Source organism: Okeania sp. KiyG1 (assembly GCF_014132355.1).
Taxonomy (GTDB): Bacteria; Cyanobacteriota; Cyanobacteriia; order Cyanobacteriales; family Microcoleaceae; genus Okeania.
Map to the genome: position 1 here is coordinate 1 of NZ_BLZO01000180.1, position 26,090 is coordinate 26,090.

Genomic DNA, 26,090 nt, shown 5'->3' on the forward strand with positions numbered 1-26,090 from the left:
TTGAGGCTTAATTTAACAAATACAACTCATTGGTACATAAGGGTAAGGAGGACAAATATATCTGAGTTGGATTCCATTGTGCTCGCTCCAAATCTCCTTACAAAATGGTAATTCATTATTATCTGAAGAGATGTCTTTCGCATACGCCCATTTTTTTATCATCTCATTGTAATTCTCCTGAACTACTTTATCCTCTGTACTAAAATTAGGGCGTGGAGGATAAGGAAGTGATGCTCTGTAGTAAGGAGGTAGAGGATTGGTTGTACCTTTCTTCTCGATCTCGTCTATCGTGCCTGAAAAGCTATCCACATTCATAAACAAAGCGTAGAAAGAACAAGCTTCATAAGTGGAAAGAATAGGAAAACATAGGGGTAAATATTTGTTTTCTTTTTGACATCCTCCTTCATACGTTACTTCATACTTTAAATAAACTTGTCCACAAAACAGTAGATTCAAAGAAATATTATGCCAATTGTCTTGATCTGGCGTTATAATATAAGGCTGTTGTTGTAGTTCTGCCCATTGTTTTCTCCATTCTTCTTCCGATAGTTTTTCTTTATCTCCCTTATAATGAAGAAGTTTGACTCCTTCCCCAAAATTAAATCCTTGATCGCCAGTCAGAAAAAGCTTCCTGATAGCCTTCAATCTTATACAATTTTCCCCTTTTGTATAATATTCCGGTTCCTCCTCATTTTGGCTTTTTTTCTCCTCCTTGATATCTTTCTCTTCGAGCCATGACTTGGCAATCAATTGAGATGCTTTTCTCGCTTGCAAAAGTCTTCGCACCATACTATATTGACTTAATATATCATCCCGATGTTTATCATTCCCAGAAAGTTTCAATTCCTCTTGAGTAGGAATAGGAAGAGGAAATACATCTTTCATGTCTGTTCCTTGATGAGGCAATTTCTTAATATCTTTCGTTAGGTTTGTAAACTCTTTAAAATGTTCGTTTAATTCCTCTTTTGTACCTATATACATTGTTCTTTTTAATCCTAGTCGAGGATTGGTAGAATTCCCTTCTTCTTCAACTATCAGGATCTGATACTGTAGAGCATTTAGAGCATTTGATTTATTTAAATCTGGTCGTTCTATTCCTGGAATTGATATATTATTAGCATTACCTACATCGGTAAACATACTTATTACTACCTCTTAGAAAAAATGTGCTTAAAATGAGTAATTGTCCCTATTTCTTACAGAAATAAGACTTCGTACATAAATAAGACGTTTTTGAGGTCAATTAACTGACTTCAAAAATTCAAAAATATAGTTAGGCAAAAATTTGGACATTGTTGCGTCTATTCTGTAGAAAATGCGTAAAGTTGGCCTCGCCCAGTTATTTTGGCTTTTAGAGAGCTGGGACACACTGGTTTTTCAAATCTTTTTACCCGTTTAATGCCGAACAAAAGAAGCTCAGGACTGGCCACTTGAACACTTTGATTAGATTTGTAGTTAGTCCTAATATTGTTATAGAACCATAAACCAATAAATCAGTTAAAAACTGGCCATTGCAGAACTACGATTCGACCGTAGTATAAGATTGACGGCAACAATATTCTGATGAGAGTAATTTTACCGAAAAATTGGGTTTAAAACCTCCCCCTCTTATTTATAAGAAAAAGCAATTATTAATTATTAATTATTAATTATTAATTATTAAGAGGTTGTTGTTAACTTCTAAAATACTGTCGATACAAATCACAAGTTAATGTGGCCTTATTTCCAACTAACTTAATTAATCCCATACTACTCAACTTATAAGTAATAATAGGCTCTAATAATATAGGTTCATTCGTATTGACAAGATTTTGCACAGCGATCGCTAATTCTGCCTCCTCTTCCAACTTCACTTGATGACGTCGCAAATGATTGGCATAAATTCCAGTTGATGTGGCAGCAGTTTCTAATAATTGTCCCATTGTTACATCCTCTCGACTCAGATAATAAATAGCCAGATGCACCAATGCTGGATGTCCTCCGGTGGTTGCCATCAAAAGATGTGCTTCTTCTCCATCACTCCAGTTGAGTCCGTAAAATTGGGCTAATTCCACAACTTGTTCTAAGCTAAAACTACCTAACTGAATTGGTAACCCCACATTAAAAGGTGACTGTTTCAGTTGCAGAGGTACATAAATTTCAGTGGAGTGAACTACCACTAAACGAAGTTTTTGCCACACAGGTTGTCTTTTTGCTTCCTCAAACCACGATCGCAATAGAGGAAAAAAATCTTTTGCTATTTCTGGATACTCAAAAATATGATTGACTTCATCTAAAGCTAGAAGTAGGGGAGAATTAATTGACTGTAATAAATAGTTGCGGAAGTATAAAGTGCAACTAATTTTACAACCAATATCTTCATCCCAATAGTCATCTAAGTTTGGCTCTTGGTTTAGTTGATAAGCAATATTAGCACAAAACCAACGTAAAAATTTGTTGATACCACCACTCAAAATGTCTTGACCTACCTGTTGTAAGTCTAAGTTCACGGTGCAATAGTCCAAACTTTCTGCATAGTTTATAACTCTCAAAAGAAGGGAAGTTTTGCCCATCTCTTGCGGTGCTTTTATTCTCACCAATGCTCCTGGTTTTTCAATTTCTGCATACACTTGCTTCTCAATATCGGATCGTTGTATGTAAAATGGCGAATTTAGAGAAATACATCCACTCGGAAAATTTGGTGACATTAGTTGTGTTATACTAGCAGAAAGTTTTTCATATTGTTGAGGTCGGACATTTTTTTTTGAGCTAGCTTGTGGGATGAGATACGTTTGAAGTTGAATCCGACAGTTTTTCTTTGTCACCCTTTGACCAATAATATCAGAAATCCGTCTAAATAACTCAGGAGCAACGACACTACTGAGATAACCTGAGCTGTAACCTGCCTCTTCAGCCACAATATTATAGGTCTTATTATCCCAGATACCTCCCAGAAGCATAATTTCTGCAGTATTTAAAGGAAGATTTTTGGTTTCTAGTAACTTGCGGTTGATCGTTTCTAAAATAAAATCTAGCTTGATAGAATCTAAAGTTCGTTTTGTATCCATCAGTAATATATATTCTTGACACTCCCTGCGCTAAAGCTACGGGGATTCTTGGTTTGCTGGCGCAACGCTGCGCGAACATCGACTTGCCATCACTTGACAGGCCGAAGCAAACCAAGCCAGAGGGCAAATCTCCCGCAAGCGTATTAGTTTCCCTGTGCCGTTCTTAGAAACCTACGATAATCTATAGAAATCTATGATTATCTGTTCTATTCCTGCTTCAATCTGGCAACGTCGGCGTTATCCAGTCCGCAAGCTGTCACGGTCGAACTCACCGCCATAGCTAAATTTAACCCTCTTATCAAGTCTCGTTCGCGCTAGCGTTGCGGAGCAATCACAACTGAAATTGCAGTGTTCACAATTAAATACACGCTCCGATAAAGACAGAGACTGTTTCACCTCACCACACCTACTGCAAGTCTTAGAGCTAGGAAACCATCTATCAACAACGATTAACTCAGAACCGTATAACTCACACTTGTACTCTAACTGTCTTCTGAATTCATAAAAACCCATGGACCCAACAGCCTTAGCAAGCTTTGGCTCGGCCATCATGCCTGATACATTTAAATCTTCTATTACTATCTGGCTGTGGTTTTTAGCCAAGTAAGTAGTTGGCTTGTGCAATGTATCTTTTCTGATGTTCGCTATCCTTTTGTGTAACTGAGCTATCTTAAGTTGAGCCTTTTTCCAGTTCTTAGAGAATTTAGTTTTATGTCGGTTTAAATATTGCAACCGAGAGAGTTTAGCTTCTAACTTTCTTAAAGATTTAGCACCAACAAAAACTTCACCAGTAGATAACGTAGCTAGAGATTTTATACCTAAATCTACACCAACTACATCTACTGATTTATCAGTAATTTGAGGTGTGGTTTCTACTTTGAAACTGACAAACCATCTATCGGCTTTTTTGCTAATAGTTACAGATTTAGGAGTGACATGATCTGGCAGTACTTCATAAGTTTTAATCCATCCAATTCGGGGCAGTTTTATATGAAACACACCTACTGATATTGACCCATCTAGAGTGTTTGCGTAGCATTCCGCAGGAAAACTATCATCTCTACCTTTCTTCTTGAATTTAGGTTGACCAGACACTTTGCTGAATCTTCGCTTCCAGGCTTGAGATAAATATCTCAAAGCATATTGAGGTGCACATTTAGATACTTCATAATACCAACAGTTGTTAGGTTTAACCATTGCTACTAATAGTTTGTGCAAATCAATAGCAGTAGGAAATTTCAGCTTACTCTCAGGATTATTGGAATTGTGATTAAGGATGTTTCTAGTTAGCCATAACCCCCAATTCCAGGCGTGACGAGTTACACCAGCGTGTTTAGCCAGTAATGTTTTTTGTTGGTTATTCGGATGTAGTTCAGTATGATATCCAAGTAGCATAAACAGATAATCCCAGATTTTTATAGATAATACCAGATTTTAGCCAACAGTTACAAGCCCCAAGGTACTGAGTGCTTTTTGTAGGATGTTTTTGGCTGCATTAATATCCCTATCTTCTACATATCCACAATGATGACAAATATGAGTTCTAGTTGATAGAGACTTCTGCACTTTTTGACCACAGTTAGAGCAGTTTTGAGAAGTATTTTGTGGCGATACAGCAATAGTTAATTTCCCGTACTTTCTGCCAAAATATTCTACCCATTGTCGAAAAGTTGACCATCCCACATCACTAATAGATTTGCTTAAATGCCGATTTTTTACCATGCCTTTAACGTTTAAATCTGCCTTCGGCACGCAGCTCCGCGTCTACGTATGCTACCACATCGTTAGAGTGAATGACGGAATATGCTACTCCCTTGCAATATTCTTTTCGTTGCCTACTTACTTTTAAATGCTTTTTGGCATATCGACATCTGGCTTTATAGTAGTTTTTCGACTGCGGTGTTGCGCCTTTTTTATACTTCTTAGATTTCTGACGATTAGCACGGTTTAACTTCTTTTCCGATTGCCGATAAAACATTGGATTTTCTAAAGTATTGCCGTTACTATCTGCTAAGAAATATTTGATGCCAACGTCTAAACCGACTGCTTTTCTTGTTGGTTCAGTATCTATTTGAATATCAACTTTAATAGCAAACTGGCAATAATAACCATCGGCTCGTCTTACTAGCCTTACCCGTTTTATCTGGTTTATTTGGTAGTAGTTAAGATCATAAGTCCCCTTAAGCTTTAGTTTGCCTATTCCTTTTTTGTCACTAAACGTAATAGCTTTTCTGTTTAGTGACAAATTCCAGCCAGACGTTTTGTATTCTACAGAACGGCAATACTTTTTGAATTTAGGATAACCTCTTTTACCTTTGACTTTTTTCTTGCAATTATCATAAAATCTAGATATGGCAGACCAAGCTCTTTCCGCAGCCGATTGTCGAGCCATTGAGTTTAGTTCCGAGGCAAATTTCAACTCTTGAGCCAATACTTTACAATATTTATTTAGGTCATATTTACTTACACCTTTATTGTCTATCCAATATCTTAAGCACTTATTTTGGATGAACTGAGATGTCCTAATTGCCTCGTCTATTGCATGATATTGGACTTCTTTTGCTTTCACTTTAAACTCATAAATTATCATTTTGGCTCGACCTACCTTTTTATCCTTATGTTTGGTATTATGGCATAATTGACTGAGAAAATGTCAAGGAAAAATTAGATATTTTTACAGGCGACTAAAGTCGCACGTGAGCTACAGGTCCATGGGCTAAAGCGACATGGTTTTCAAGCTCTCGGCCTTACCTGATAATATCACGACTTATGCAAAGATACTATATATATAGGACTTACGCAGATACGCTATATATAGCGTTCAAAACTATTGTCCAATAGTACTTTGACTCTATAAATAGTGCCTTTGCGTAAGTCCTGATATAGTAGAGTTGTTGGGAAATAAGGTAAAATGATTCAATAATAAATTGGCCAGGGAAATGCTAAATATTGAACGAGCTTTAAAACAGGACAGGTTACTCAGAGCATTAACAGGATTAAACCGTAAAGCATTTGAATCGTTGTTAAAGTCTTTTAGCCAAATCTATGAGGAAACATTGCTCTTGAAACCTCGTCAACGCTCTCGATGAGGAGGCCGAAAGGCTCGTTTACTCACCACTCAACACAAATTATTTTACATTCTCTTCTATTTTAAATGTTACCCAACCTTTGATGAGCGCTAGTATCTTGTTTGACATAGATCGTAGCCAGACACATCATTGGGCTCATCGTTTACAAGCAATTTTAGAAGCTGCCCTAGGAGAAAAAAAGGCGCTACCAGAGCGTCAAATTAACAGTGTCCAAGCATTTATAGAGCGTTTCCCTGGAGTAAAACGAGTAATAATGGATGGAACAGAACGGCCAGTGCAACGACCTACTTACCAAGAAAAACAAAAACAGAATTATTCGGAAAAAAAAAGCGTCATACTCGCAAACATCTAGTCGCAGTAGACCAAAACAAGCAAGTATTGGTATTGAGTCAGGCAAGAGAAGGAAAGTTACATGACAAGAAATTCCATGATCAACAGAAGCTAATAGGAAATATACCGGTCGTGATTCCAATTGAAGTAGATAGTGGTTTTCAAGGTCTCCAAAATCAATATGAAAATATCCGTATCCCCCATAAAAAACCAAAGAGAGGAGAATTAACTGAACACCAGAAGTCAGAAAACCGAAATTTAAGTAGTTCAAGAGTGAGATGTGAAAATGAAGAGCGCCGGTGTTAAACGTTATGGTGCAGTCAGTCAGATTTATCGTAATCATAAGAGTGATTTTGATGACAAATTAATGCTAACTGCCAGTGGATTATGGAATTTCTACCTAATGGTAGCATAAAGAATGCAATCAGTAACAAATGTTATGAGTTTTTGTTTTCCTTTTTTCCCTACTTAAGTTATTTCCCAACAACTCTATTATATAACCGGATTCTATGTGCAACCCCACCGGATTTGATATCAAATATGATATCACTAAATTGTATAAAATATTACTTTTATAGCGGTGTTTATACTAAAACTAACACAAGCAAAATAAAAGATAAAACTGTTGTAAATACTTAACCTCAATTGATTCACCCGATTAGGCTAATTAAAAATCACCCGATCGAGTGATATAGAATTTACATTTTTCTTCATATACTGAGAACAGTAAACAAAAGAAATTATTCGGAAATCTTAAACCATGAAACAAGTTTATACAACTACTACCAGTTTAGCGATCGCTGCCTTACTATTAAATGGAGCAGGACAAAGCGCACAGGGTATAGGTCTTACAAGTGGAATGTTTAGCCTATTTCTAGAATGTAATAATGATGGAACTGCTTTATTCTTAGACTCTCATAATGGATGGCAATATAGTCAAGATGCCATTGGAGACATGACCGACGGCAGCACCTATGATATTACTGGAATGGGAGTATTCCAAAACGGTAATGAAGTCTTTGTTGCCATTGGCAGTAACTTACCCCAAACAGGTGCAGGTTACGACCGCAACGTCGATCAAATTTTCCACGGTGACGTATTCTTTACCCCAGGTGGTGACAATTTCCAAGACTCCATGGAATCAGGAAATCTCTACGGTATTCACTTCTCTGGTAGTTCAGATTCTGGAGCTAGTGCAGGGCTAGGTGTATATCAGAACGTAGCAGCAAAAGGTGTAGGTATGAACAACTTCGGACATCGTACCTACAATAACTATGCTGCCATGGTTGATTCTAGCAGCAGTAACTTCTACGGCGACCTCGGTGTTAATAACTCTTACTTTGACGGCGATGCTACTGGCTACAACGTAATTTCTGGAGGCCAAAAAGTCGAGGACGACGGCTTCCAAATGTTGACCCTCGACGAACTCGCGGCAGCAGGACTCGACAGAAACACAGTCGGTGGCAGCGAAATTTTAGGCTTTAAATTTAACCTTGATGCTATAGTTCCTCCAGAACCCGCACCACTACCAAAAGATATCGGCACTCTGAAAGGAATTGGTGAAGGATATGGCTTCGACTGGGATTCCCAAGGTTGGGATGGAGAATTGGCAGCTTACGATACTCAAATCGCCGAGAAACAAGAACAAGCCAACACTTACCAAGGTGAAGCTGATGACTCCCAAACAAAAGCTAATGCTCACCAAGCACAAGCAGATATCTATGATACCCGCAGTCAAACTGCAAAAGAAGAAGCCAATAACCTGAAACAAGAGCGCAATGACCGCAACAGTGAACTCTGGCGAGCTGCTAGATACAGTCCTGGCGGAGAAGCCAACAATGTCGTTAAAAGAGAGCGCAACGACCGCAACAAATTCCTCAAACCACTTAATGCAGTCAATAAAATAATCAACAAAAACCCTGGAAAAATCACTAATGCTATAAATGAACGTGATGCACTAAAAACTAAACTGAATGAGGTTCCTAGCGAAGCAGAAGCGATCGCTATAGCTAGGGAAAACGCAGGTGGAAATATTAAGCGAGCTGACGAAGCTGTTGCAGAACTGGCACCTAAAAAAGAAGCATGGGAAAAACACAAGCAAGAAAATAACTGGGACAATCTGGAATTACCTCAAAAGCTTGCTGTGCAAGAAGCCTACGGTGGTGATTGGATAGAACTGCGTGGTGACGGCACTCCAGCCAAGCAAGAGCAGGAGTTGACTTTGTTTAGCCAGGTTTTAGCCGACTTTGAATCTGAAGTTAAACAAGACCGCCAAACAAAAATTCAGCAATACCAGAGACAAATTAACCGGAAGCAAAAGAATATCAATGACTTGGTAACAGAACTTAATGATGCCAAAGAACTCAAGCCTACAGTAGAGAAGAATGTAGAGAACTTCTACGCAAATAACGACCTACGCGATCGACTTGAAGCAGTTAAAGCTAATGCAGAACAGAAACAGGCAGCTATTGACACTGACAACAGCCTCAACGATTCCCAGAAAGACGAGCGCCGTGCCTTCTACAAAAGCGATATTGCTCGTACCCAAGCACTCATCGATGAAATTGATAACTCCCGGGAGTCCCTAGATGGTCTTTTTGATGGAGCTGACCAATATTTCAAGAATGTCTTGAGAGCAGATGCTAAAAATAGCGACCGCAAAATATTTGATGATAGTGGCAATCAAGAGGTTTACGGTCCCGATGAGGTAACTGTGCAGGTTCCAGTTTACGATGAAGACGGCAACATTAGCGGTTACACTACCCATGATGTGGCTCAAGAGGGGGCATCGAAAACCGTTGCTAGCGAATATGCTCGCCTCAGTGCTGAATCAAGCCTGTTTAACAATGCTCGCAAAGATCGAGATCAAGAGCAAAAGAATAATGAAATTGCTCGCGATAACGAACTTACTGCCAAGCAAGAAGATATCAAAAGTCGCAATCAGGCATTGAAAAATCGGAATAACAGTTTAGCACAGAAACAAGAGCAAATCAACCAGAAAGGTGAACTTCTCTTAGAAATTGAAACACAAATAGCTCAAGTTCGTGACGAAGCAATTGCACAGGAAAGACGGGAGCAAATGAGCGAATCTCTAGCTGCTGCTGAGGTAGAAAATCAGAAGGAACAAGAGCTTGAGGAACGTTACGGTGTGCGAACTCTCGATAATCCTGGTGGCATTCCTACCTCTCCTGAAGAAGTGATAGCTGCTCAAGGAGTGATACCTGGTGAAGAGGTGGTAGCTACAAGGGTGCCTGAACCATCTTCAGTCTTGGGTTTAATTGCTGCTATCGGAAGTGGTTTTGCTGCTCTGCGTCGCCACCGCCAAGATTAAATTATGGCAGTCGAAGGGAAGGGAGCGGACATATCATATCAACTCCGGTAGCATCGGTGTAATTAGATAAAGAGGGTGGGGGGTGTGGGGAGTGTGGGGGTGTGGGGGGTGTGGGGAGATCGAGAAATATTTGGTAATGGTTGAAGGTGGAACATTTTTTTATACAGAATTAAACGGATTTGATATTAAAAGTTTAAAACTTAGACAATGCAGTATTTTTCGCTCCTTCGGTCTTTCATTCTTCGTTTTGCTATAAGCAGATTTTCTACTCAGGCAAGTCATTCGGTAGAAATGGAATAAAAATGTACTTTAAGACAGAAATTAATATTTGACTAATTATGCTCTAATTATTATTTTTTATCGACTTTGATTTAAGACATTTATTTAGGTTTGTGTGTAATTTTATTTAATCGGAAGGAGAGAGTGATATTGTATCTACTGAATTCTCCTTCTTTTTTTATGTTGTATATTCAGGACTTACGCAAATTATTGGAAAATACGCTATCTGTAGGGGGCAAATGCCATTCGCCCCTACTATATATGGCGCTTGGTGCGTAAGTCCTGATATTATCGAATTATTAATTTTTAATTGTTGAACAAATTTTTTTCTAGCGTTTAGCAACTATTCTCGAACCATATTTATTAGCCCAAATTTGAGTAAATTCTGCCCCAAAAAATAGAATTTGCCACGAGTAATTAATCCATAATAATAGTACTACCAAAGAACCCGCAACACCGTAGGCTGAACCTGCTCCACTATTACCTAAATATAATCCGATTAAACTTTTACCAATTGTGAATAATACAGCAGTAATTGCTGAACCGATCCAAACATCACTCCAGGCTATTTTTACATCTGGCAAAAATTTATAAATTCCAGCAAATAATAATATTACTATGCCAAACGAAATAGAAATATCAATTAGACTCCAAATACCATCTGGAGTATTGAGTATTTTATTAAGCCATTGGTTAATTGCGGTTAATACAGCACTAGCTACCAATAATAAAATTAATACTAAACCTGCTCCTAAGACCATCCCCACTGACAACAACCGGTCTTGAATAAATCCGACAATACCACGGTCTGGTGGGGGTGAAACATTCCAAATCATATTTAAAGCTAACTTTAATTGGGCAAATAAATTTGATGCTCCCCAAAACAGGGTCGCGACACCGATGAGAGTGGCAATAATTCCTGACTCAGGACGAGAAATATTGATTACCAGTTGTTCAATGGTTTCTGCAATTTGCTGACCCATAAAATTTTCTAGTTGTGTTACTAACTCCCCTTCAGCAGCAGATTTTCCAAAGACAAAACCAGCGATCGCCACTGCAATAATAAATAATGGCGCTATAGAAAATAATGTATGATAAGTTAAAGCTGCGGCTAAAATTGGTGCTTTATCTTTTTGCCATTCTTGAACGGTTTTTTTGAGTAGTCGAAAGATTATTTTATAGTTCACAACTTTAGTTTCCTTGATATAGTTTGAAGAAGGAGTCAGGAGTCAACCCACCCCTAACCCCTCCGGTGGAGGGGAAGTCAGGAGTCAGGAGGGAAAATTCCATGGTGTATTAAAACCCAAATAATTTTAAGCACCCCCGTTAACGGTGCAGGGCTAATTCATTGTCGCGCCTAGAATATTTATATGGATATGAAATACATTTAATTGTGCAAATAGCGAATAAATATAAGAATCTCCCCATCTCCCCATCTCCCCATCTCCCCATCTCCCCATCCCCCCATCAATTTTTCTAAGCGTGACAATAAATAGACCCTGCGTTAACGGTGGGGTATTAAACCCATAAAGGAAAAGACAAATAAATATTACTAATTTCTATCTTAATGAGGTTAGCAGACTAAACTGCTATTTATATCTATCATAAGTCATACACAAAATACAATGAAAAAATTCAAACTTGGTTGTCAACTTAATTATACTATTTCTCAACCTACCACTTTCTTATTTAATGTTCAAGTAGTTAATAATAACTGTCAAAATATTGTGCAGGAACAACTACAGTTTAATCCATTTTTGGCAATAGATGAATATATTAGTAGCTCGGAAAAAAATCGATTTGTTCGAGTAAATTTCTCTACTGGTAAACTTGAAGTTTCTTATCAAGCGACTGTAGAATTATCACATTATTATGGCAATTATCATAATATTTATGAAGTTAAACCTGCTAATTTGCCTGTGGAAACACTTCCTTATCTTTATCCTAGTCGTTATTGTCAATCAGATTTATTATTTGGTTTAGCACAATCAGAATTTGGTAGTTTAAGTCCTGGTTATTCTCGGGTAATGATGATTTGTGATTGGATTTATGACAAGGTAAAATATTTATTTGGTAGTACAAATTCTCAAACTTCAGCTTTTGATACTGCTACGGAAAGGGCGGGTGTTTGTCGTGATTTTGCTCATTTAGGAATTGCTTTTTGTCGGACATTAAATATTCCAGCTCGTTTTGTTTCTGCTTATGCTTATAATCTTAATCCTCCAGATTTTCATGCTTGTTTTGAAGCTTATTTAGGCGATCGCTGGTATTTGTTTGACCCAACTAAATTAGTACCACTAGAAAATATTATTAGAATTAGTACAGGTAGAGATGCGGCTGATGTTTCTTTTGCCACTTTATTTGGCACAGTTGAAATTAATAATCAATATTTATTTGTAGAAGATATTTCTGATGTTCAAGAAAATAAAAAAGTAGATGAGTCGGAGGCGATAGCTATTTCTTGAAGAAGGTGGTAGTTCAAGAATTTAGAATTTAGAATTTAGAATTACTTCTTCTTATCAATAAGTAAAGCTATGTTATCCGCCAAGAAATAAATTTCGGCGTTGCTGAATTAGAAGTATGAATGTGCGATTTTTTTGTTCTGGTAATGCCCCCTAAATCCCCCAATTTTGGGGGACTTTTAGAGTTTTATTCCCCCCCAATTTTGGGGGACTTTTAGAGTTTTATTCCCCTCAATTTTGGGGGACTTTTAGAGTTTTATTCCCCCCCAATTTTGGGGGGCTAGGGGGGCTTGCATCATACCCAGAATCAGCAACGCCTAAATTTCTTGGCTAGAAAGCAGAAGTCATCTAAAGATGACTAAAGATAGCTAAGTAGGTAGGTAGTTACGAAAAAAAACTAAGTTTTAACCACTCATTATACACCTTGAGAAGCTGATGGCTGACTGCTGACCGCTGACTGCTATTTCAAAGTCTAATTCCTGCTCCAGGTCCGATGGGAATTCCAAAAATAAACCAGATTATAAATAAAGCTGACCAAGATATTAGGAAAGCTAAAGAATAAGGAAGCATTGTAGCAATTAAAGTTCCCATTCCTGTCTTTTTATCGTATCTCTGAGCAAAGGCAACAATAATTGGAAAATAAGGCATCAAAGGCGTAATGATATTAGTTGTAGAATCTCCAATTCGATAAACCATTTGTGTCAACTCTGGTGTATAACCAACTAACATTAACATTGGCACAAATACCGGAGCCATAATATTCCATTTAGCTGATGCAGAACCAATAAATAAATTAATAAAACCACTAACAATGATAAAACTTATGAGCAAAGGCAATCCGGTAAAACCAGTGGCTTTGAGAATATTTGCACCATTAATAGCTAAGATAATGCCTAAATTACTCCAACGAAAATAAGCAACAAATTGAGCAGCAAAAAATGATAAAGCAATATAATAACCCATTAAACTCATAGCCTGAGTCATACCTTGAGCAATATCTTTATCGCTCTGAATTGTACCTGCTACTTTTCCATAGACAATACCAGGCAGAATAAATCCTACCATTATTATTGGTACAATTCCCTGGAAAAAAGGAGAAGGAATAATAGTTAAAGTTTCCGGGTCGCGTAAAATTCCTTCAGGAGGTAAAACTAATATTAATAAAAGTGCTACGAAAGCCAATAAAGAATATCCAGCCCAACGCAAACCTTTTCGTTCAGCAGCAGTCAATTCTGGAATTTCTTCTTGATTAATTTCCCCATCATATTTACCAAAGCGAGGCTCTACAATTTTATCCGTAATATACCAACCAACTAAAGTAATAACAAATGTAGAAACTACCATGAAATAATAGTTTACTGCTGGATTTACTGTATATTCAGAATTAATTAATTTCGCCGAATTCTCAGTAATTCCTGCTAATAAAGGGTCGATAGTTCCAATTAATAAATTAGCACTATAACCTCCAGCAACTCCGGCAAAAGCAGCAGCTAAACCTGCTATGGGATGACGTTTATATGCTAAAAATACTAAAGCAGCAAGAGGAGTTAAAACTACATATCCGGCGTCAGATGCAAGATTAGACATTACACCACAAAAAATAATTGCTGGAGTAATAAATTTTGCCGGAGCAACTAGAACTACCTGACGCAATAGAGCAGAAATTAATCCTGTAGATTCTGCGACTCCTACTCCTAACATTGCTACAAGTACAGTACCCAGGGGAGGGAAATTAACAAAGTTATTTACAGCTTCAGTAATTATTCTGCGGATACCTTCAGGAGTAAATAGAGAGACTGCTTGAATAGTTTCTTTAGTTGCAGGATGTATGACGGAGAGATTGGTTAAATTAGCGATCGCGCTAATCAAAATTACTGCTATAGAAAGATAGAAAAATAATGTAATGGGGTCTGGCAGTTTATTGCCAATTTTTTCAATAAAAATAAGTGTTTGATTAACTATTCCCAAGTTTTTAGACTTTACTGGGGGCGGTGTTTCTGCCATCTTGACTCTTTCCTTTTGAGATGAAAAATACAATTTTCTATCATACTATAAGAAGGAAGAAGGAAGAAGGAAGAGGGAAGAAGGAAGGAGGAAGAGGGAAGAAGTAAGAAGGAAGAAAATCAGCATAAAACTCTATTATATCAAGTCCGCTCGGGTTCAGTACAAAAAAATGTTCCATCTGAGCGCCATTGCCAAATCTTTCTTTATCAGGACTTACGCATGAACGCTATTGGTAGTGGACTGACACAGCTAAAATGGTGCATTAGACGTAGGTTGGGTTGAGGAACCGAAACCCAACAAAACCCTGCTAATGTTGGGTTTCACTGCCGTTCAACCCAACCTACATTTTTAGGCGTGTCAGTCTAGTAGGGTGTGTTAGCGCTAGCGTAACTGAGCGAGGCTCTATACATAGTGCCTTTGCGTAAGTCCTGTTTATATTCCCACCGTTCCCACACTCCCAACTCCCCACTCCCTATTTAGGCAAAATGTAGCGATCGCATGATTCAATACAATTGACCGCTGTTGTCAAATTGTTCCTCGGCAAAGACAAGGGACAAAAATCTCACTCACTCTACTTCAAAAAAATTACTCTTGTTGTTAACTTGCTGCTTCCGACTGAGCAACCGCTGTGGCAAATTCTGGATTTTGTTGTAGGTCTTCTGGAACTCCTATTGCTTCGTGTAAACCAATAGTATTTGACCACTTGGTTTGATTATTCCATTTGATATTATTGAGGTAGGCACCACTGAGGTCGGCAGTAATGAGGTTTGCACCACTGAGGTCGGCACCACTGAGGTCGGCACCACTGAGGTCGGCATCACTGAGTTTGGCACCACTGAGGTAGGCATCACTGAGGTTGGCACTACTGAGGTTGGCACTACTGAGGTTGGCAAAACTGAGGTAGGCATCACTGAGGTTGGCACTACTGAGGTAGGCACTACTGAGGTAGGCAAAACTGAGGTTGGCACCACTGAGTTTGGCACCACTGAGGTAGGCAAAACTGAGGTTGGCACCACTGAGTTTGGCACCACTGAGTTTGGCACCACTGAGGTCGGCATCACTGAGGTAGGCAAAACTGAGGTAGGCAAAACTGAGGTTGACACCACTAAGGTTTGCACCACTGAGGTTTGCACCACTGAGCTTGGCATCACTGAGGTCGGCAAAACTGAGGTCGGCACTACTGAGGTCGGCAAAACTGAGGTCGGCAAAACTGAGGTCGGCACCATTGAGAAAACTACCTACTATTTCCACAAAAGTACCACTCCCAAGACATTGACTATAACCAATCATCCTCAATAGTCTTGTTTTATCAAAATTTTCACTATTAAGTTGACCGCAAGGATAAAAATGCAACTGCTCTCGCAATTCCTCCTGAGACTGCCCATAACGATGCAGCTCAAACAACAAAATCATCACATTCAACCCCGTATAAATATCCACCTGACGTTGCCCAGACTCAATTCCCCACTTCCACAACTGCCTCACCTTCTGAGATAAAGCCTCCTCCATCTCATCAATAAACTTCCCTTTACACCAGTCTAGATAAAACCCATGCAACCGCTGAAACAACACCTCCAACTTAACCTCACTTTTCACCAACAACCCCATCAAATATCCCACAACCTCCACAGTCAAACTGCCATAACCAAAGAGGTCGTAAACCTGCCGTTCCAACTCCTTATCAGACACAAAATAATTAACCTGACCTCGTCTTTCAGTTTTCTCGGTCAAATCTTCCAGACTTTCTACCATGCGTTTTGCACAGAGAAACTCACCAAAACTCTTGTGAAAAAACTCCACTGAATTATTGGTTGCTGTTTCCGACTTCTTCAAATAAAAAGCAGCCAAAGCATTTTTCAATCCATCCTCTTGCTTATTTTGCCGAGCATTCTCAATTAAATCCTTCAGCTCCTGACATCCCTGCTCCAGAAGTCGGTCTTCAATCATTTTTATTGCAGCATATTCGCCACCAGACTGCACCACACACAACCCTGCTTCTGCCAACAAAATTTCTAAATCTCTTGGCTCTAACCTTGTAATTTCCGGATTAAGATTTCTGCCTTCTTCCATTCGCTGCTTCTCCAGCACCCACTCCAACGCTTGCTCATAAATCAGAATTTTGGCTCCACCAACATTAGCATCAGCAAACATCTCTGTCTGTAACTTCCCATCCCGGTGCATTGCAGCTAGCAAATACAACAAAAGTGGCTCCCGTGCCAACTCCTTAACCTGCTTTGGACATTGCTCGCTGTGCAAAAACTCCCGAAACTTTTCTGCTTCCACTTCCCCAACAATAGTCTGCCACTTCTCAAACCACCGTTGCTGAATATCGTCATCCATTGGCAAAATACTGACCCGCTCTAAATTTTGTGGCATCAACCTTTCAATACCATAAAGTGCCAAAGGTCTACCCGTAATTAAAACTCGATGACCGCGCTCAGAATTGTCTCCTGCGTCTTTCTGAAACTGCGCCACCTGCTCTAGAAAAGGTTTCAACTCATTAGTAGCGCCACGCTCCAACAACAATTCATCAAACCCATCCAGCAAAAATAAAAATCGAGTATTGCGGTCTGTCAACCAACCACCATCGCTCGTAACAAAATTTCTACCCACTGCATTAGCTAAAGTCTCATCAATATTTGCTGCAAAATTTCTGACATCCCGCAACCGAATTAAAATCGGCGTATATATAGGATGTAATTCCCGACGCACCCAGTCGGCAAACATCCGGCAAAATACACTTTTTCCTCTTCCGGGCCCAGCTTGAATAAATAACACCTGTTTATTTTTGTTTTTATCCAGCAAAATTGTTTTTGCCCACTCCTCAATATTCTGGGGTGTTGCTGTTTTTTCAACTTCCCCATTAGAGTCAACAGGTTTAACTTTTAGTGGTACATAAATATCCTGAAAAGAGAAATTTTCATCAAATACTTTTTCTTTTGGTTTTTCAGCGATCGCCTCCTCCAAATACTTATCAATACTGCTATAAACTTCCAAATCTTGTTGCCAACTTCCCCCATAGACTCTGGCTAACTTTTTAGCATCATCTTTCACTTCCAACACTGCTTCTTTCAAATAACGGTGAGTACTGCGAGAGATTCTTTCAGTGACATTTTCTGCCATATTGTCATCCAAACCAGACTCTTTTAGACGAGCAAATAAAATCTCATCAAACTTTTCTCTCAACGGTGAATCATAGAAACAAATCAAAGTATCCTTAGCTTTTCGGTCATTAAAATCAATTTCTTCATCCCATTTTTTTATCTGTTTTTGTACAGCTTCTGAAGCTTCAGTTTCCAGCTTTTCTGATATTTCAGGATGGTCTATTAAAAATTGTCGTAAACTTTCTAAATAAGCCGCCTGAGCCACCAATTGTACTTCATCTTCTAAAGTTGGTTCATGCCCAGTTTTTTTGATAATATAACTAATAATTCCAGTTGCAATAGGCAAAAAAGGTAAACCCTCCTTGACAACTTGTCCCAAGGGAGAATTTAGTGCATCCAAAAGTGAATCAATATTATTAATAAAGGGTTTTAACAAGCTTAAATCTGTAGCATTTTTTTGTATAACTTCTGCTATTTCAAAAACCGCTTTACCACCCTCAACCCCTCCTTTAACAGTTTCCGATTCCAGTAAATTCAATTCTATTTCTGTGTTGAGAACTCGCCAAATATTCTGCAATAATTTATTTGCCATAGTTAATATTTATTCCTTTAATTTTTGCCAAATATAATGAATAATTAATAATGAATAATTAGGGCTTGCTGATTAAATATAAAAGTCTTTATACATAAATATTTTAGCCTTTTTCAGTATCAAAAAGTGCAAGGTTTTAAGTGGTAATAGTTCAATTTAGGAGCGGATTTGGCTCAAGATTTGGGCAGAAAAATCATTCTTACAATTCTTACTCCTACCTCCTTGTTCATTCCCATTTCTCCTGTCCCCCTCCTGGGAGGGGTTAGGGGTGGGTTGTCTCCTGTCTCCTACCCCTGCTAAAAGACTTTATTCAGCAAGCCCTAATTAATAATTACCTGTTCTTTTCAAGGAGAGGATTGACTCAAAGGAAAAATTTTATTTACAGGTGATATTTCAACAATTAATAATGAATAATGAATAATGAATAATTACCTCTCCTTGAAAGAAGAGGATTGACAATTTTTCTTTATTATCCCCTTAAAAGGGGAGGCTTTAAACCACAATTTTTCGGTAAGGATTTCCTGCGGAATGCTGCGCAAACAGCTATTAGCTGTCAGCTCTCAGCTCTTATGAGGGGGTTTTAATTAATATAGACTGTTTCAGCCAGCTTTTATAGTTAAGCATAAATTCTAACTCAATTAGTAAAGCTTTTACCTAAAATTAAAAGCAATAGCTGTTAACGCAGTTCCTCCGTAGGAGGCTAGCTGAATGCTGATGGCTGAATGCTTAGTAGCGGCACTATCTAGTTTTGATAAAAATTTGATTAAAGAAATATGTTCCTTCAGAATTTTGAGTAATACCAATACCCGTTAAATTATAGTCACCTATCATATTTTTATGATGACCAGGACTACCTATCCAACCTTCAACAGCTTGTTCTCCAGGATTATTATAACCAAAATTATTAGCTAGATTTTCCGCAGCACTTTTGTAAGTAATTTTTTGACTAATTACTTCTACTCTTTCCTTAAAACCATCATGGCTAAAAGTTGCTTTTCCACTAGCCATTTGTTGAGCATGAATTCTTGCTTGTTCAGCAATAGTATTATCCCACTGGAGAGGTGGTAAGTTTTGAGATTTTCGATATTGATTTATTTGGGCAAATACAGATTTTTCTAAGCCATTAACATCAGGTGAAATTGCTACTCTTGGTCTAGAAATAGGAGTTTGTCTGGAATTTTGAACTTCTGGCATTTCTGGCAAATTTTTAATGACTTGTTGATAATTACAACTACTCAACAATATTGCCAGACTCAGAAAATTTGTTTTAAATATTTATTCATTAGCTTATAGTCAAATGTATTCTCTAATTTTATAGCTGACACTCCTACATCTATATACACTAGATATTTTCAGAATTACAGAAGCTTTATTCTAAAATTTTTGTAGAGACATTCGGATATCTGAAAAGTTTTTTGATACTGAATTTTGCCCCCCTAGCCCCCCAACTTTGGGGGGAACAAGAGTCAATTTTCTTCTAAAAAGTCCCCCAAAATTGGGGGATTTAGGGGGCTTGGACTTTGCATGCAACATCCCTACTAAAAACTGATAACTGATAACTGAATTTTGCCCCCCGAGCAAGCCAACTTTGGGGGGAACAAGAGTCAATTTGCTTCTAAAAAGTCCCCCAAAATTGGGGGATTTAGGGGGCTTTACCAGAACCAAACATGGGTATGATGCAAGCCCCCCGAGCAAGCCAAAATTGGGGGGAATAAAACTCTAAAAGTCCCCCAAAATTGGGGGATTTAGGGGGCTTTACCAGAACCAAACATGGGTATGATGCAAGCCCCCCGAGCAAGCCAAAATTGGGGGGAATAAAACTCTAAAAGTCCCCCAAAATTGGGGGATTTAGGGGGCTTTACCAGGACCAAACAATCGCACATTCATACTTCAATTCAGCAACCCTCCAAAAACTTAGCCACTGTCTGCACATCTTTATCCCCACGTCCAGAACAGTTAAACACAATACGCGGACTACCGCTTAACTGTGGACAAAGAGTTTCCAAATAAGCGATCGCATGAGCAGTTTCCAGTGCTGGAATAATACCTTCCAACTGAGATAAACGTTGAAAAGCAGCTACTGCCTCATTATCAGTCACACTATAATATTCAGCTCTACCGCTATCCTTCAAAAAACTATGTTCGGGTCCAACTCCAGGATAATCTAAACCTGCACTAATAGAATGAGGTTCAATTATCTGACCTTCCTGATCCTGTAACAAATAACTCATAGCTCCATGCAACACACCAACACGACCAAGAGTCAGAGTCGCAGCGTGTTTATTCGTCTCAACTCCCTCACCACCAGCTTCTACACCGATCATTCGGACTGATGACTCATTCACAAACTCATGGAATAAACCCATTGCATTAGAACCACCACCAACACAAGCAATCAAAATGTCAGGCAAACCGCCCCACTTTTCCAAACATTGAGCGCGGGTTTCTTGACCGATAACAGCATGAAAGTCTCGTACCATCATCGGGTATGGGTGAGGTCCTGCAACGGAACCAAGGATATAATGGGTAGTCTCCACATTTGTTACCCAATCTCGAATAGCTTCTGATGTTGCATCTTTCAGGGTGCCGGTGCCAGCTTCCACTGGTCGTACCTCTGCTCCCATTAGTCGCATTCTGAACACATTTAGAGATTGACGTTCCATATCGTGAACGCCCATATAGATGATACATTCCAGTCCGAACCGAGCGCAAACTGTGGCAGTGGCAACACCATGTTGACCAGCACCTGTTTCGGCAATGACACGTTTTTTACCCATTTTCAGGGCTAATAGAGCTTGAGCTAAAGCATTGTTGATTTTGTGGGCCCCAGTATGGTTGAGGTCTTCCCGTTTGAGGTAAATTTGTGGACCAGTGCCATCAGGTTTGGCATAATGAGTTGTGAGACGTTCGGCAAAATAAAGAGGACTAGGGCGACCTACATAGTCTCGCAGAAGTTGTTGGAGTTCTTTCTGGAAAGCGGGTTCTTGACTATATTTTTTGTAGGCCGCTTCTAGTTCAAATAAGGCAGGCATTAATGTTTCGGGGACATATTTACCGCCAAACTGGCCATATCTGCCCAGGGAATCTGGTTGTTGAGTTGAAGTAGGATTTAGAGGTGTAGTAGTCACTAATTTTTTCTCAAAATAGAATATTTTTTATTATAAATACGCTTTTTGTTCAAGAATTTAGAATTTAGAATTTAGAATTTAGAATTTAGAATTACCTCTCCTTTTATTCTGTCTCCTGACTCCTGACTCCTGTCTCCTGACTCCTAAGCAGTAACCTAAATATTTGTAGCAAAGATTTATAAAACTGGTATTAAAAGAGGAGGCTTTAAACCACAATTTTTTGGTAAATTTTTAAGCAAAAGAGGGAGTAGGGAGTAGGGAGTAGGGGAAATAATTGATGAATAAGAGGGCAATAATTGATTTTATTTTGGATTAAAGAGGGAGTAGGGGGAAAGAATTATGGTTTCAGATTTTCGATCTATTTTTTGATGTTTTATTAATGATATAGGATTGCGATATACAGGTTGATTTAAAATCATAAAAAGTGCAACTTAGATGTACATAAATTCTTGTATTTGTATCAGTCAACTTTTTTGATAAAATTTTAACTTTTATTGGCATAAATCAAGTAAATATAACTTTTGTAAAATATTGTTATAAAAATCACCTAACACTTTTAAAACAGTTCAAGATAATTAAATATAAGTTTCTTGTCTTTTGTCTTTAAGATTTACGAAAGAAGAGAAACGCATCTGAAAGTTAAAGTTTTAGATGAAAACATCAAGAAAATTTTAAGAGAAAATTATGAAAATTGAAGAATTTTTAGCACGTTATGCCTCTGGAGAAAGAAATTTTCGGGATATTGATTTATTTCGATCTGAGCTTAGTAATGTGAATTTAGCTGGTGTGAGTTTGTTTCGTGCTAACTTATTCCGGGCTAATTTATTTAGAGCAAATTTAATTGGCGCTAATCTGTACAATGCTACTTTGATTGGTGCTAATTTGTATTGTGCGAATCTGAGTGGGGCGAATCTGAGTGGAGCTAACCTGACTCGTGCAGATTTGAGTGGAGCAGATTTGAGTGGAGCAGATTTGAGTGCTGCTGACTTGAGTGGGGCAATTTTGAGTTATGCTAATCTCAGTTACGCTGATATGAGTCGCGCTAATTTACAGAAAGCAATTTTAATTGATACAAATTTGAGTCATGCTAATTTAAGTGGTGCCGACCTCAAGAATACCCAGATGAATGGGGTTGAGGTGAAGGATACTCGATTTTCTCTTGGTATTGGACTATCTGCAGAGATGAAGAGAGAGTTGAAACAGCAAGGTGCAATTGTTGAAGATTTGCCTGGGGAACCTCACGCGAGTAGATTGTTCGCAACTAGGTAGTAGGGGTAGGAGACAGGAGTTAAGAGTCAGGAGGGAAGAAAGAAGAAGAAACAGAAGGAAAAGGAGAAAGTTTTTGATCACGCTCTTATGCGGACATGATATAATATTAATTAAACGCAATGTAGGGACGTTGCATGCAACGTCCCTACCAGATTGGGGAAAGATAGTTTATTACTGTTATAGCAGTCGAAGCAAAAATTAGGAGATACAGGACAATTAGTAATATTAAACAATGCAAGTTTTCATAAATCCCCCAAAATTAGAGAATTAATAGAATCAGTGAATTGTGAAATTGAATATTTACCACCATATTATCCTGAGTTAAATGAAATAGAACATTATTGGTTTCCAATTAAAAACCGAGGTACGAAAGTCAGAAGGAACAATAGAAAATTTTCGTATTGAGAGTTGATTATGCTGTTAAGTTAACGTCCTAACCTTTGCTTCGATTCCTATATCCCACAAATATCAACCTAGATAAATTCAAAAATATGTTGACTACAAGTGAAACACAAACAATATTCAAAACATTCTACCAGGCTCTTGATCGACAAGATACGACTCATTTAATGGGGATAATTGCAGATGATGTTCAATGGATGGTGGATTGGAAAGGAGAAGGAATTTATGGGGGTGGGTCTTTATTTGGTCTCCATCCCTGTTCAGGAGCTGAAGAAGTTCAACAGTTTTTTACCAAGTTATTTGGACTTTATCAGGTCAAAAAGTTTCAAGCTCAAGATTATGTGATTCAGCATGAAGAAGTGGTGATCTTAGGTGATTCGACTTGGTCTACAATTCCTGGGGGAGAGTCTTTCAATAGTGACTGGACTATTCGTTGGGTGATTGAGCAGGGTAAAGTGGTTAAATGCCGTTTCATGGTTTTGCCAGAAAACGATATCAAAACGTTTATTGAGGATGAAGAAAACCATCAAAGATACACCTCTGCAGAAGCCATTCAGGATATTGTCCAAAAATACAAGAAACTGTACTTTGACTCTTATCTCTTTGGCAAAACTTGGAGTGAAACCTTCTGGATGGGATATCCCTTGTCTAAATGTCCTTTAGATCTATGGATCTACCAGGAAATAATGTTTACGCTCAAGCCAGATATTGTGATTGAAACTGGAACAAATTATGGTGGTAGCACTCTATATCTAGCACATATGTGCGATTTAATCAGCAATGGCAAAGTAATTTCTATTGATATAACAGATCATTATGGGGGAGGCAACAGACCTAAACATGAGCGAATTACCTATCTACTGGGTTCTTCAACATCTAATGAAATTATCAATCAAATTCGTCAACTGATACCGATTGATAGCACAGTTTTAGTGATTCTTGATTCCGATCACCATAAGCATCATGTTCTGGATGAGTTAAGGCTTTATCACGAATTTGTTACCCCAGGAAGCTACCTGATTGTTGAAGATTCTGGTTTCAACGGGAACCCTGTTAAACAAAATTTTGGTCCCGGTCCATGGGAGGCAATTGAAGACTTTCTCAAGGAAAATTCAGACTTCAAAATTGACCGAGAGCAGGAAAAATTTTATATGACATTTAATCCAGGAGGTTATCTCTTAAAAGTTAAAAATTAAAAGCCTCACGGGGTGACAAGCTAGTTGAAAGCTATATATAGAAATGAATTTGCGTTTTGAAACTGAAGAATACTTCAACTAAAATAAAACCCTTATTGAGAATGAAAGGGGTGTAGTGCGTTCGCCCTGCTTCTCGCCTACACCCCCCATTTTAGTTGAATAATAGTTCAACTGCCATAGCCAACAACATTAGAAAAAAAGTCACTCTTATTAATTTTAATTAATCATAAAAATCAATAATTATACAACGTATTAATCTTTGACATAGCTTTAATTCCTTTTTGATAATAGGGTAACTTATGAGAATTTAGCCTCATTAAATTTTCTACCCATTCTTGAATGAAATTATAATAAAATGTCCAAGAAACACCATATAATCCAATCCAAAAGCTACTGTGTCTTCTTTCTATCCTGCCTCTTTCATTCCTTCTTGATATATATTTTTGAATACCTTGATTTTTGATTTTTTGTCCTTTAAATGAACTAATTGTTTGACATCCTCCCCGGCCTGAAGGCACGGGAATTCCTACCGAGCCTAAGCTCCTCGGTGAGTTGACACTTCATTGACTGCTGCTACCGTAGGCGGTAGTCTTACGCTTGCCTCCACGTCCGTTTTTTGTCTCGGACTGCCCGCCCGCGACTAATATATTTATCGCTGCATTCTCGTCTCTATCATGTTTTGCACCACAGTTGAGACACTCCCATTCTCGCACCTGAAGGTCTAATTTTCCACCTTTAAAGCCACAATTTGAGCAAATTTGAGAGGTCGGTTCCCAACGACTAATTACTCTAAAATCACGACCATATTTTTCTGCTTTTCCTTCTAAGAATTTCCGGAATTGTCTCCAACCTAAATCTGAAATTGCTCTGGATAATTTACGGTTCTTAATCATACCAGAAACGTTTAAATCTTCTAAAACAATTGTTTGGTTTTCACGAATTATTTCAGTAGATAATTTATGTAGAAAATCTGTCCTTGTATCTTTCAGTTTGCCATGGAACTTAGCAACTCTAATTCTGGCTTTTTCATACCTTTTAGATCCTTTAGTTTTATGAGATAATGACTTATTTAACTTTCTTAGCTTCTTAATTCGTTTTTTGAGTGGCTTAGGAGCATCAACCTTTGTACCGTCACTAAATGTAGCAAAAGTTTTAATACCTAAATCTATGCCTACTGAATTATCAGTTTTAGGCAAGACTTCTGGTTGTATTTCTACTACAAAGCTCAAGAAATATCTATGAGCGGAATCTTTGATTACTGTTACTGATGATGGAGCAGCAGGTAATTCTCTTGACCAGACTATTTTTAGCTTTCCTATCTTAGCTAAATAAACTTTGTGTTGACCAACTTTAAAACCTCCCTTTGTAAACCTAGCAGTTTGCTTTGACTTTCTACTTTTAAATTTAGGAGGTTTAATTGGTCTACCTTTCTGTTGACCTTTAGTCGATTTAAAGAAGTTTTGATAAGCCTGGTTTAAATCATTCAATGATTGCTGCAATGGTATAGCAGAAACTTCTGATAACCATTCTCTGTCTTCAGTCTTTTTCGATTGAGTGATAAACTGTTTTTGTAGTTCTGAATTAGTGGGTTTCTTTTCTCCTGAAGAATACTTTTTTTGACAACAAGCTAGGCTATCATTCCAAACCACACGAACACAACCAAATAGCTTTGCTAATCGGTATTTTTGTCCCGGTGTTGGATAAATACGATACTTAAATCTAGCTTTCATAATTCCTATTTGAACTAACAGTATAATAACATATTTATAGAAATAAAATCAACTAAAAAGTCGCCCTAGAAGGGCGAGGCTTTAGACCCAAATTTTCGGTAAGAAATAGCTATCAGTAAAATCAAAT

The 26,090-nt window shown here is 38.1% G+C and carries 16 protein-coding genes and 5 pseudogenes; 9 read left to right on the forward strand and 12 right to left on the reverse strand.

Annotated features, from left to right (window positions below):
• Positions 1-12 precede the first annotated feature (12 nt).
• The 4 genes and pseudogenes from SAGCYANO_RS39125 to SAGCYANO_RS39140 all read right to left on the reverse strand — a co-directional run bounded on the left by SAGCYANO_RS39125 (position 13) and on the right by SAGCYANO_RS39140 (position 5,637).
• Positions 13-1,140 (reverse strand): hypothetical protein, encoded by a 1,128-nt coding sequence (locus SAGCYANO_RS39125; RefSeq protein ID WP_202224953.1) that lies wholly within the window; start codon positions 1,138-1,140, stop codon positions 13-15.
• Positions 1,141-1,673: 533 nt separating this feature from the next.
• A complete protein-coding gene (locus SAGCYANO_RS39130; protein ID WP_237397124.1) occupies positions 1,674-3,047 on the reverse strand; it encodes an AAA-like domain-containing protein in 1,374 nt (457 codons plus the stop codon).
• Positions 3,048-3,284: 237 nt separating this feature from the next.
• Entirely contained in the window at positions 3,285-4,442 is a 1,158-nt protein-coding gene (locus tag SAGCYANO_RS39135; RefSeq protein ID WP_237397125.1) for a transposase, read from the reverse strand.
• 39 nt (positions 4,443-4,481) lie between these two features.
• Positions 4,482-5,637, reverse strand: a pseudogene (locus SAGCYANO_RS39140) (RNA-guided endonuclease InsQ/TnpB family protein).
• A 349-nt stretch (positions 5,638-5,986) separates the two neighbouring features.
• Here SAGCYANO_RS39140 and SAGCYANO_RS46745 point away from each other — a divergent pair.
• From SAGCYANO_RS46745 to SAGCYANO_RS39150, 5 genes and pseudogenes are all read left to right on the forward strand, one after another.
• Complete coding sequence (locus SAGCYANO_RS46745; protein ID WP_237397126.1) at positions 5,987-6,136, forward strand: hypothetical protein; 150 nt, start codon at positions 5,987-5,989, stop codon at positions 6,134-6,136.
• A 97-nt stretch (positions 6,137-6,233) separates the two neighbouring features.
• Positions 6,234-6,488 carry a transposase family protein gene (locus SAGCYANO_RS46750; protein ID WP_237397127.1) on the forward strand — a complete coding sequence of 85 codons (255 nt, stop codon included), beginning with the start codon at positions 6,234-6,236 and terminating at the stop codon, positions 6,486-6,488.
• Positions 6,489-6,508: 20 nt separating this feature from the next.
• Positions 6,509-6,772: pseudogene (locus tag SAGCYANO_RS46755) on the forward strand (transposase family protein); the annotation flags it as partial.
• On the forward strand, positions 6,753-6,881 hold the full coding sequence (locus SAGCYANO_RS48615; protein WP_255502878.1) for a hypothetical protein: 129 nt from the start codon (positions 6,753-6,755) through the stop codon (positions 6,879-6,881). The pseudogene SAGCYANO_RS46755 and the gene SAGCYANO_RS48615, both read left to right, overlap by 20 nt.
• A gap of 345 nt (positions 6,882-7,226) precedes the next feature.
• The gene (locus tag SAGCYANO_RS39150) at positions 7,227-9,797 is read left to right on the forward strand and encodes a PEP-CTERM sorting domain-containing protein (RefSeq protein ID WP_202224954.1); all 2,571 of its coding nucleotides are present in this window, start codon (positions 7,227-7,229) and stop codon (positions 9,795-9,797) included.
• A 608-nt stretch (positions 9,798-10,405) separates the two neighbouring features.
• On the opposite strand, the gene SAGCYANO_RS39155 is transcribed toward SAGCYANO_RS39150, so the two are convergent.
• Positions 10,406-11,263, reverse strand: coding sequence for a YihY/virulence factor BrkB family protein (locus tag SAGCYANO_RS39155; RefSeq protein ID WP_202224955.1), 858 nt, complete (start codon positions 11,261-11,263; stop codon positions 10,406-10,408).
• Between the two features lie 438 nt (positions 11,264-11,701).
• Between SAGCYANO_RS39155 and SAGCYANO_RS39160 the strand changes: the two genes are divergently transcribed.
• Positions 11,702-12,541 carry a transglutaminase family protein gene (locus tag SAGCYANO_RS39160; RefSeq protein ID WP_202224956.1) on the forward strand — a complete coding sequence of 280 codons (840 nt, stop codon included), beginning with the start codon at positions 11,702-11,704 and terminating at the stop codon, positions 12,539-12,541.
• 462 nt (positions 12,542-13,003) lie between these two features.
• Here the strand turns inward: SAGCYANO_RS39160 and SAGCYANO_RS39165 are convergent, their stop codons facing one another.
• The 5 genes and pseudogenes from SAGCYANO_RS39165 to trpB all read right to left on the reverse strand — a co-directional run bounded on the left by SAGCYANO_RS39165 (position 13,004) and on the right by trpB (position 21,366).
• The gene (locus SAGCYANO_RS39165; protein ID WP_202224957.1) at positions 13,004-14,542 is read right to left on the reverse strand and encodes an AbgT family transporter; all 1,539 of its coding nucleotides are present in this window, start codon (positions 14,540-14,542) and stop codon (positions 13,004-13,006) included.
• A gap of 597 nt (positions 14,543-15,139) precedes the next feature.
• Positions 15,140-15,706: pseudogene (locus SAGCYANO_RS51110) on the reverse strand (pentapeptide repeat-containing protein); the annotation flags it as partial.
• Positions 15,707-15,718: 12 nt separating this feature from the next.
• A pseudogene (locus tag SAGCYANO_RS39170) lies at positions 15,719-18,238 on the reverse strand (NACHT domain-containing protein); the annotation flags it as partial.
• 738 nt (positions 18,239-18,976) lie between these two features.
• Positions 18,977-19,477, reverse strand: a complete 501-nt coding sequence (locus SAGCYANO_RS39175; protein ID WP_237397128.1) for a CAP domain-containing protein — start codon at positions 19,475-19,477, stop codon at positions 18,977-18,979.
• 656 nt (positions 19,478-20,133) lie between these two features.
• Positions 20,134-21,366 carry a tryptophan synthase subunit beta gene (trpB, locus tag SAGCYANO_RS39180; protein ID WP_202224959.1) on the reverse strand — a complete coding sequence of 411 codons (1,233 nt, stop codon included), beginning with the start codon at positions 21,364-21,366 and terminating at the stop codon, positions 20,134-20,136.
• A 684-nt stretch (positions 21,367-22,050) separates the two neighbouring features.
• On the opposite strand from trpB, the gene SAGCYANO_RS39185 reads away from it, so the two are divergent.
• The 3 genes and pseudogenes from SAGCYANO_RS39185 (at position 22,051) to SAGCYANO_RS39195 (ending at position 24,233) form a co-directional block, all read left to right on the forward strand.
• The gene (locus tag SAGCYANO_RS39185; protein ID WP_202224960.1) at positions 22,051-22,635 is read left to right on the forward strand and encodes a pentapeptide repeat-containing protein; all 585 of its coding nucleotides are present in this window, start codon (positions 22,051-22,053) and stop codon (positions 22,633-22,635) included.
• 207 nt (positions 22,636-22,842) lie between these two features.
• Positions 22,843-23,047: pseudogene (locus tag SAGCYANO_RS39190) on the forward strand (transposase); the annotation flags it as partial.
• Between the two features lie 79 nt (positions 23,048-23,126).
• Positions 23,127-24,233 carry a CmcI family methyltransferase gene (locus SAGCYANO_RS39195; RefSeq protein WP_202224961.1) on the forward strand — a complete coding sequence of 369 codons (1,107 nt, stop codon included), beginning with the start codon at positions 23,127-23,129 and terminating at the stop codon, positions 24,231-24,233.
• A 233-nt stretch (positions 24,234-24,466) separates the two neighbouring features.
• On the opposite strand, the gene SAGCYANO_RS39200 is transcribed toward SAGCYANO_RS39195, so the two are convergent.
• Both SAGCYANO_RS39200 and SAGCYANO_RS39205 read right to left on the reverse strand, forming a co-directional pair.
• Complete coding sequence (locus SAGCYANO_RS39200) at positions 24,467-24,751, reverse strand: hypothetical protein (RefSeq protein WP_202224962.1); 285 nt, start codon at positions 24,749-24,751, stop codon at positions 24,467-24,469.
• Between the two features lie 42 nt (positions 24,752-24,793).
• Positions 24,794-25,963 (reverse strand): RNA-guided endonuclease TnpB family protein, encoded by a 1,170-nt coding sequence (locus SAGCYANO_RS39205; RefSeq protein WP_202224963.1) that lies wholly within the window; start codon positions 25,961-25,963, stop codon positions 24,794-24,796.
• Positions 25,964-26,090: the final 127 nt, after the last annotated feature.

Coding starts and splice junctions, on each gene's coding strand:
- SAGCYANO_RS39130 (WP_237397124.1), bottom strand. CDS start 3,047: ATGGATACAAAACGAACTTTAGATTCTATCAAGCTAGATTTTATTTTA.
- SAGCYANO_RS39205 (WP_202224963.1), bottom strand. CDS start 25,963: ATGAAAGCTAGATTTAAGTATCGTATTTATCCAACACCGGGACAAAAA.
- SAGCYANO_RS39150 (WP_202224954.1), top strand. CDS start 7,227: ATGAAACAAGTTTATACAACTACTACCAGTTTAGCGATCGCTGCCTTA.
- SAGCYANO_RS39125 (WP_202224953.1), bottom strand. CDS start 1,140: ATGTTTACCGATGTAGGTAATGCTAATAATATATCAATTCCAGGAATA.
- SAGCYANO_RS39195 (WP_202224961.1), top strand. CDS start 23,127: ATGTTGACTACAAGTGAAACACAAACAATATTCAAAACATTCTACCAG.
- SAGCYANO_RS39185 (WP_202224960.1), top strand. CDS start 22,051: ATGAAAATTGAAGAATTTTTAGCACGTTATGCCTCTGGAGAAAGAAAT.
- SAGCYANO_RS48615 (WP_255502878.1), top strand. CDS start 6,753: ATGAAGAGCGCCGGTGTTAAACGTTATGGTGCAGTCAGTCAGATTTAT.
- SAGCYANO_RS39165 (WP_202224957.1), bottom strand. CDS start 14,542: ATGGCAGAAACACCGCCCCCAGTAAAGTCTAAAAACTTGGGAATAGTT.
- SAGCYANO_RS39135 (WP_237397125.1), bottom strand. CDS start 4,442: ATGCTACTTGGATATCATACTGAACTACATCCGAATAACCAACAAAAA.
- SAGCYANO_RS46745 (WP_237397126.1), top strand. CDS start 5,987: ATGCTAAATATTGAACGAGCTTTAAAACAGGACAGGTTACTCAGAGCA.
- SAGCYANO_RS39160 (WP_202224956.1), top strand. CDS start 11,702: ATGAAAAAATTCAAACTTGGTTGTCAACTTAATTATACTATTTCTCAA.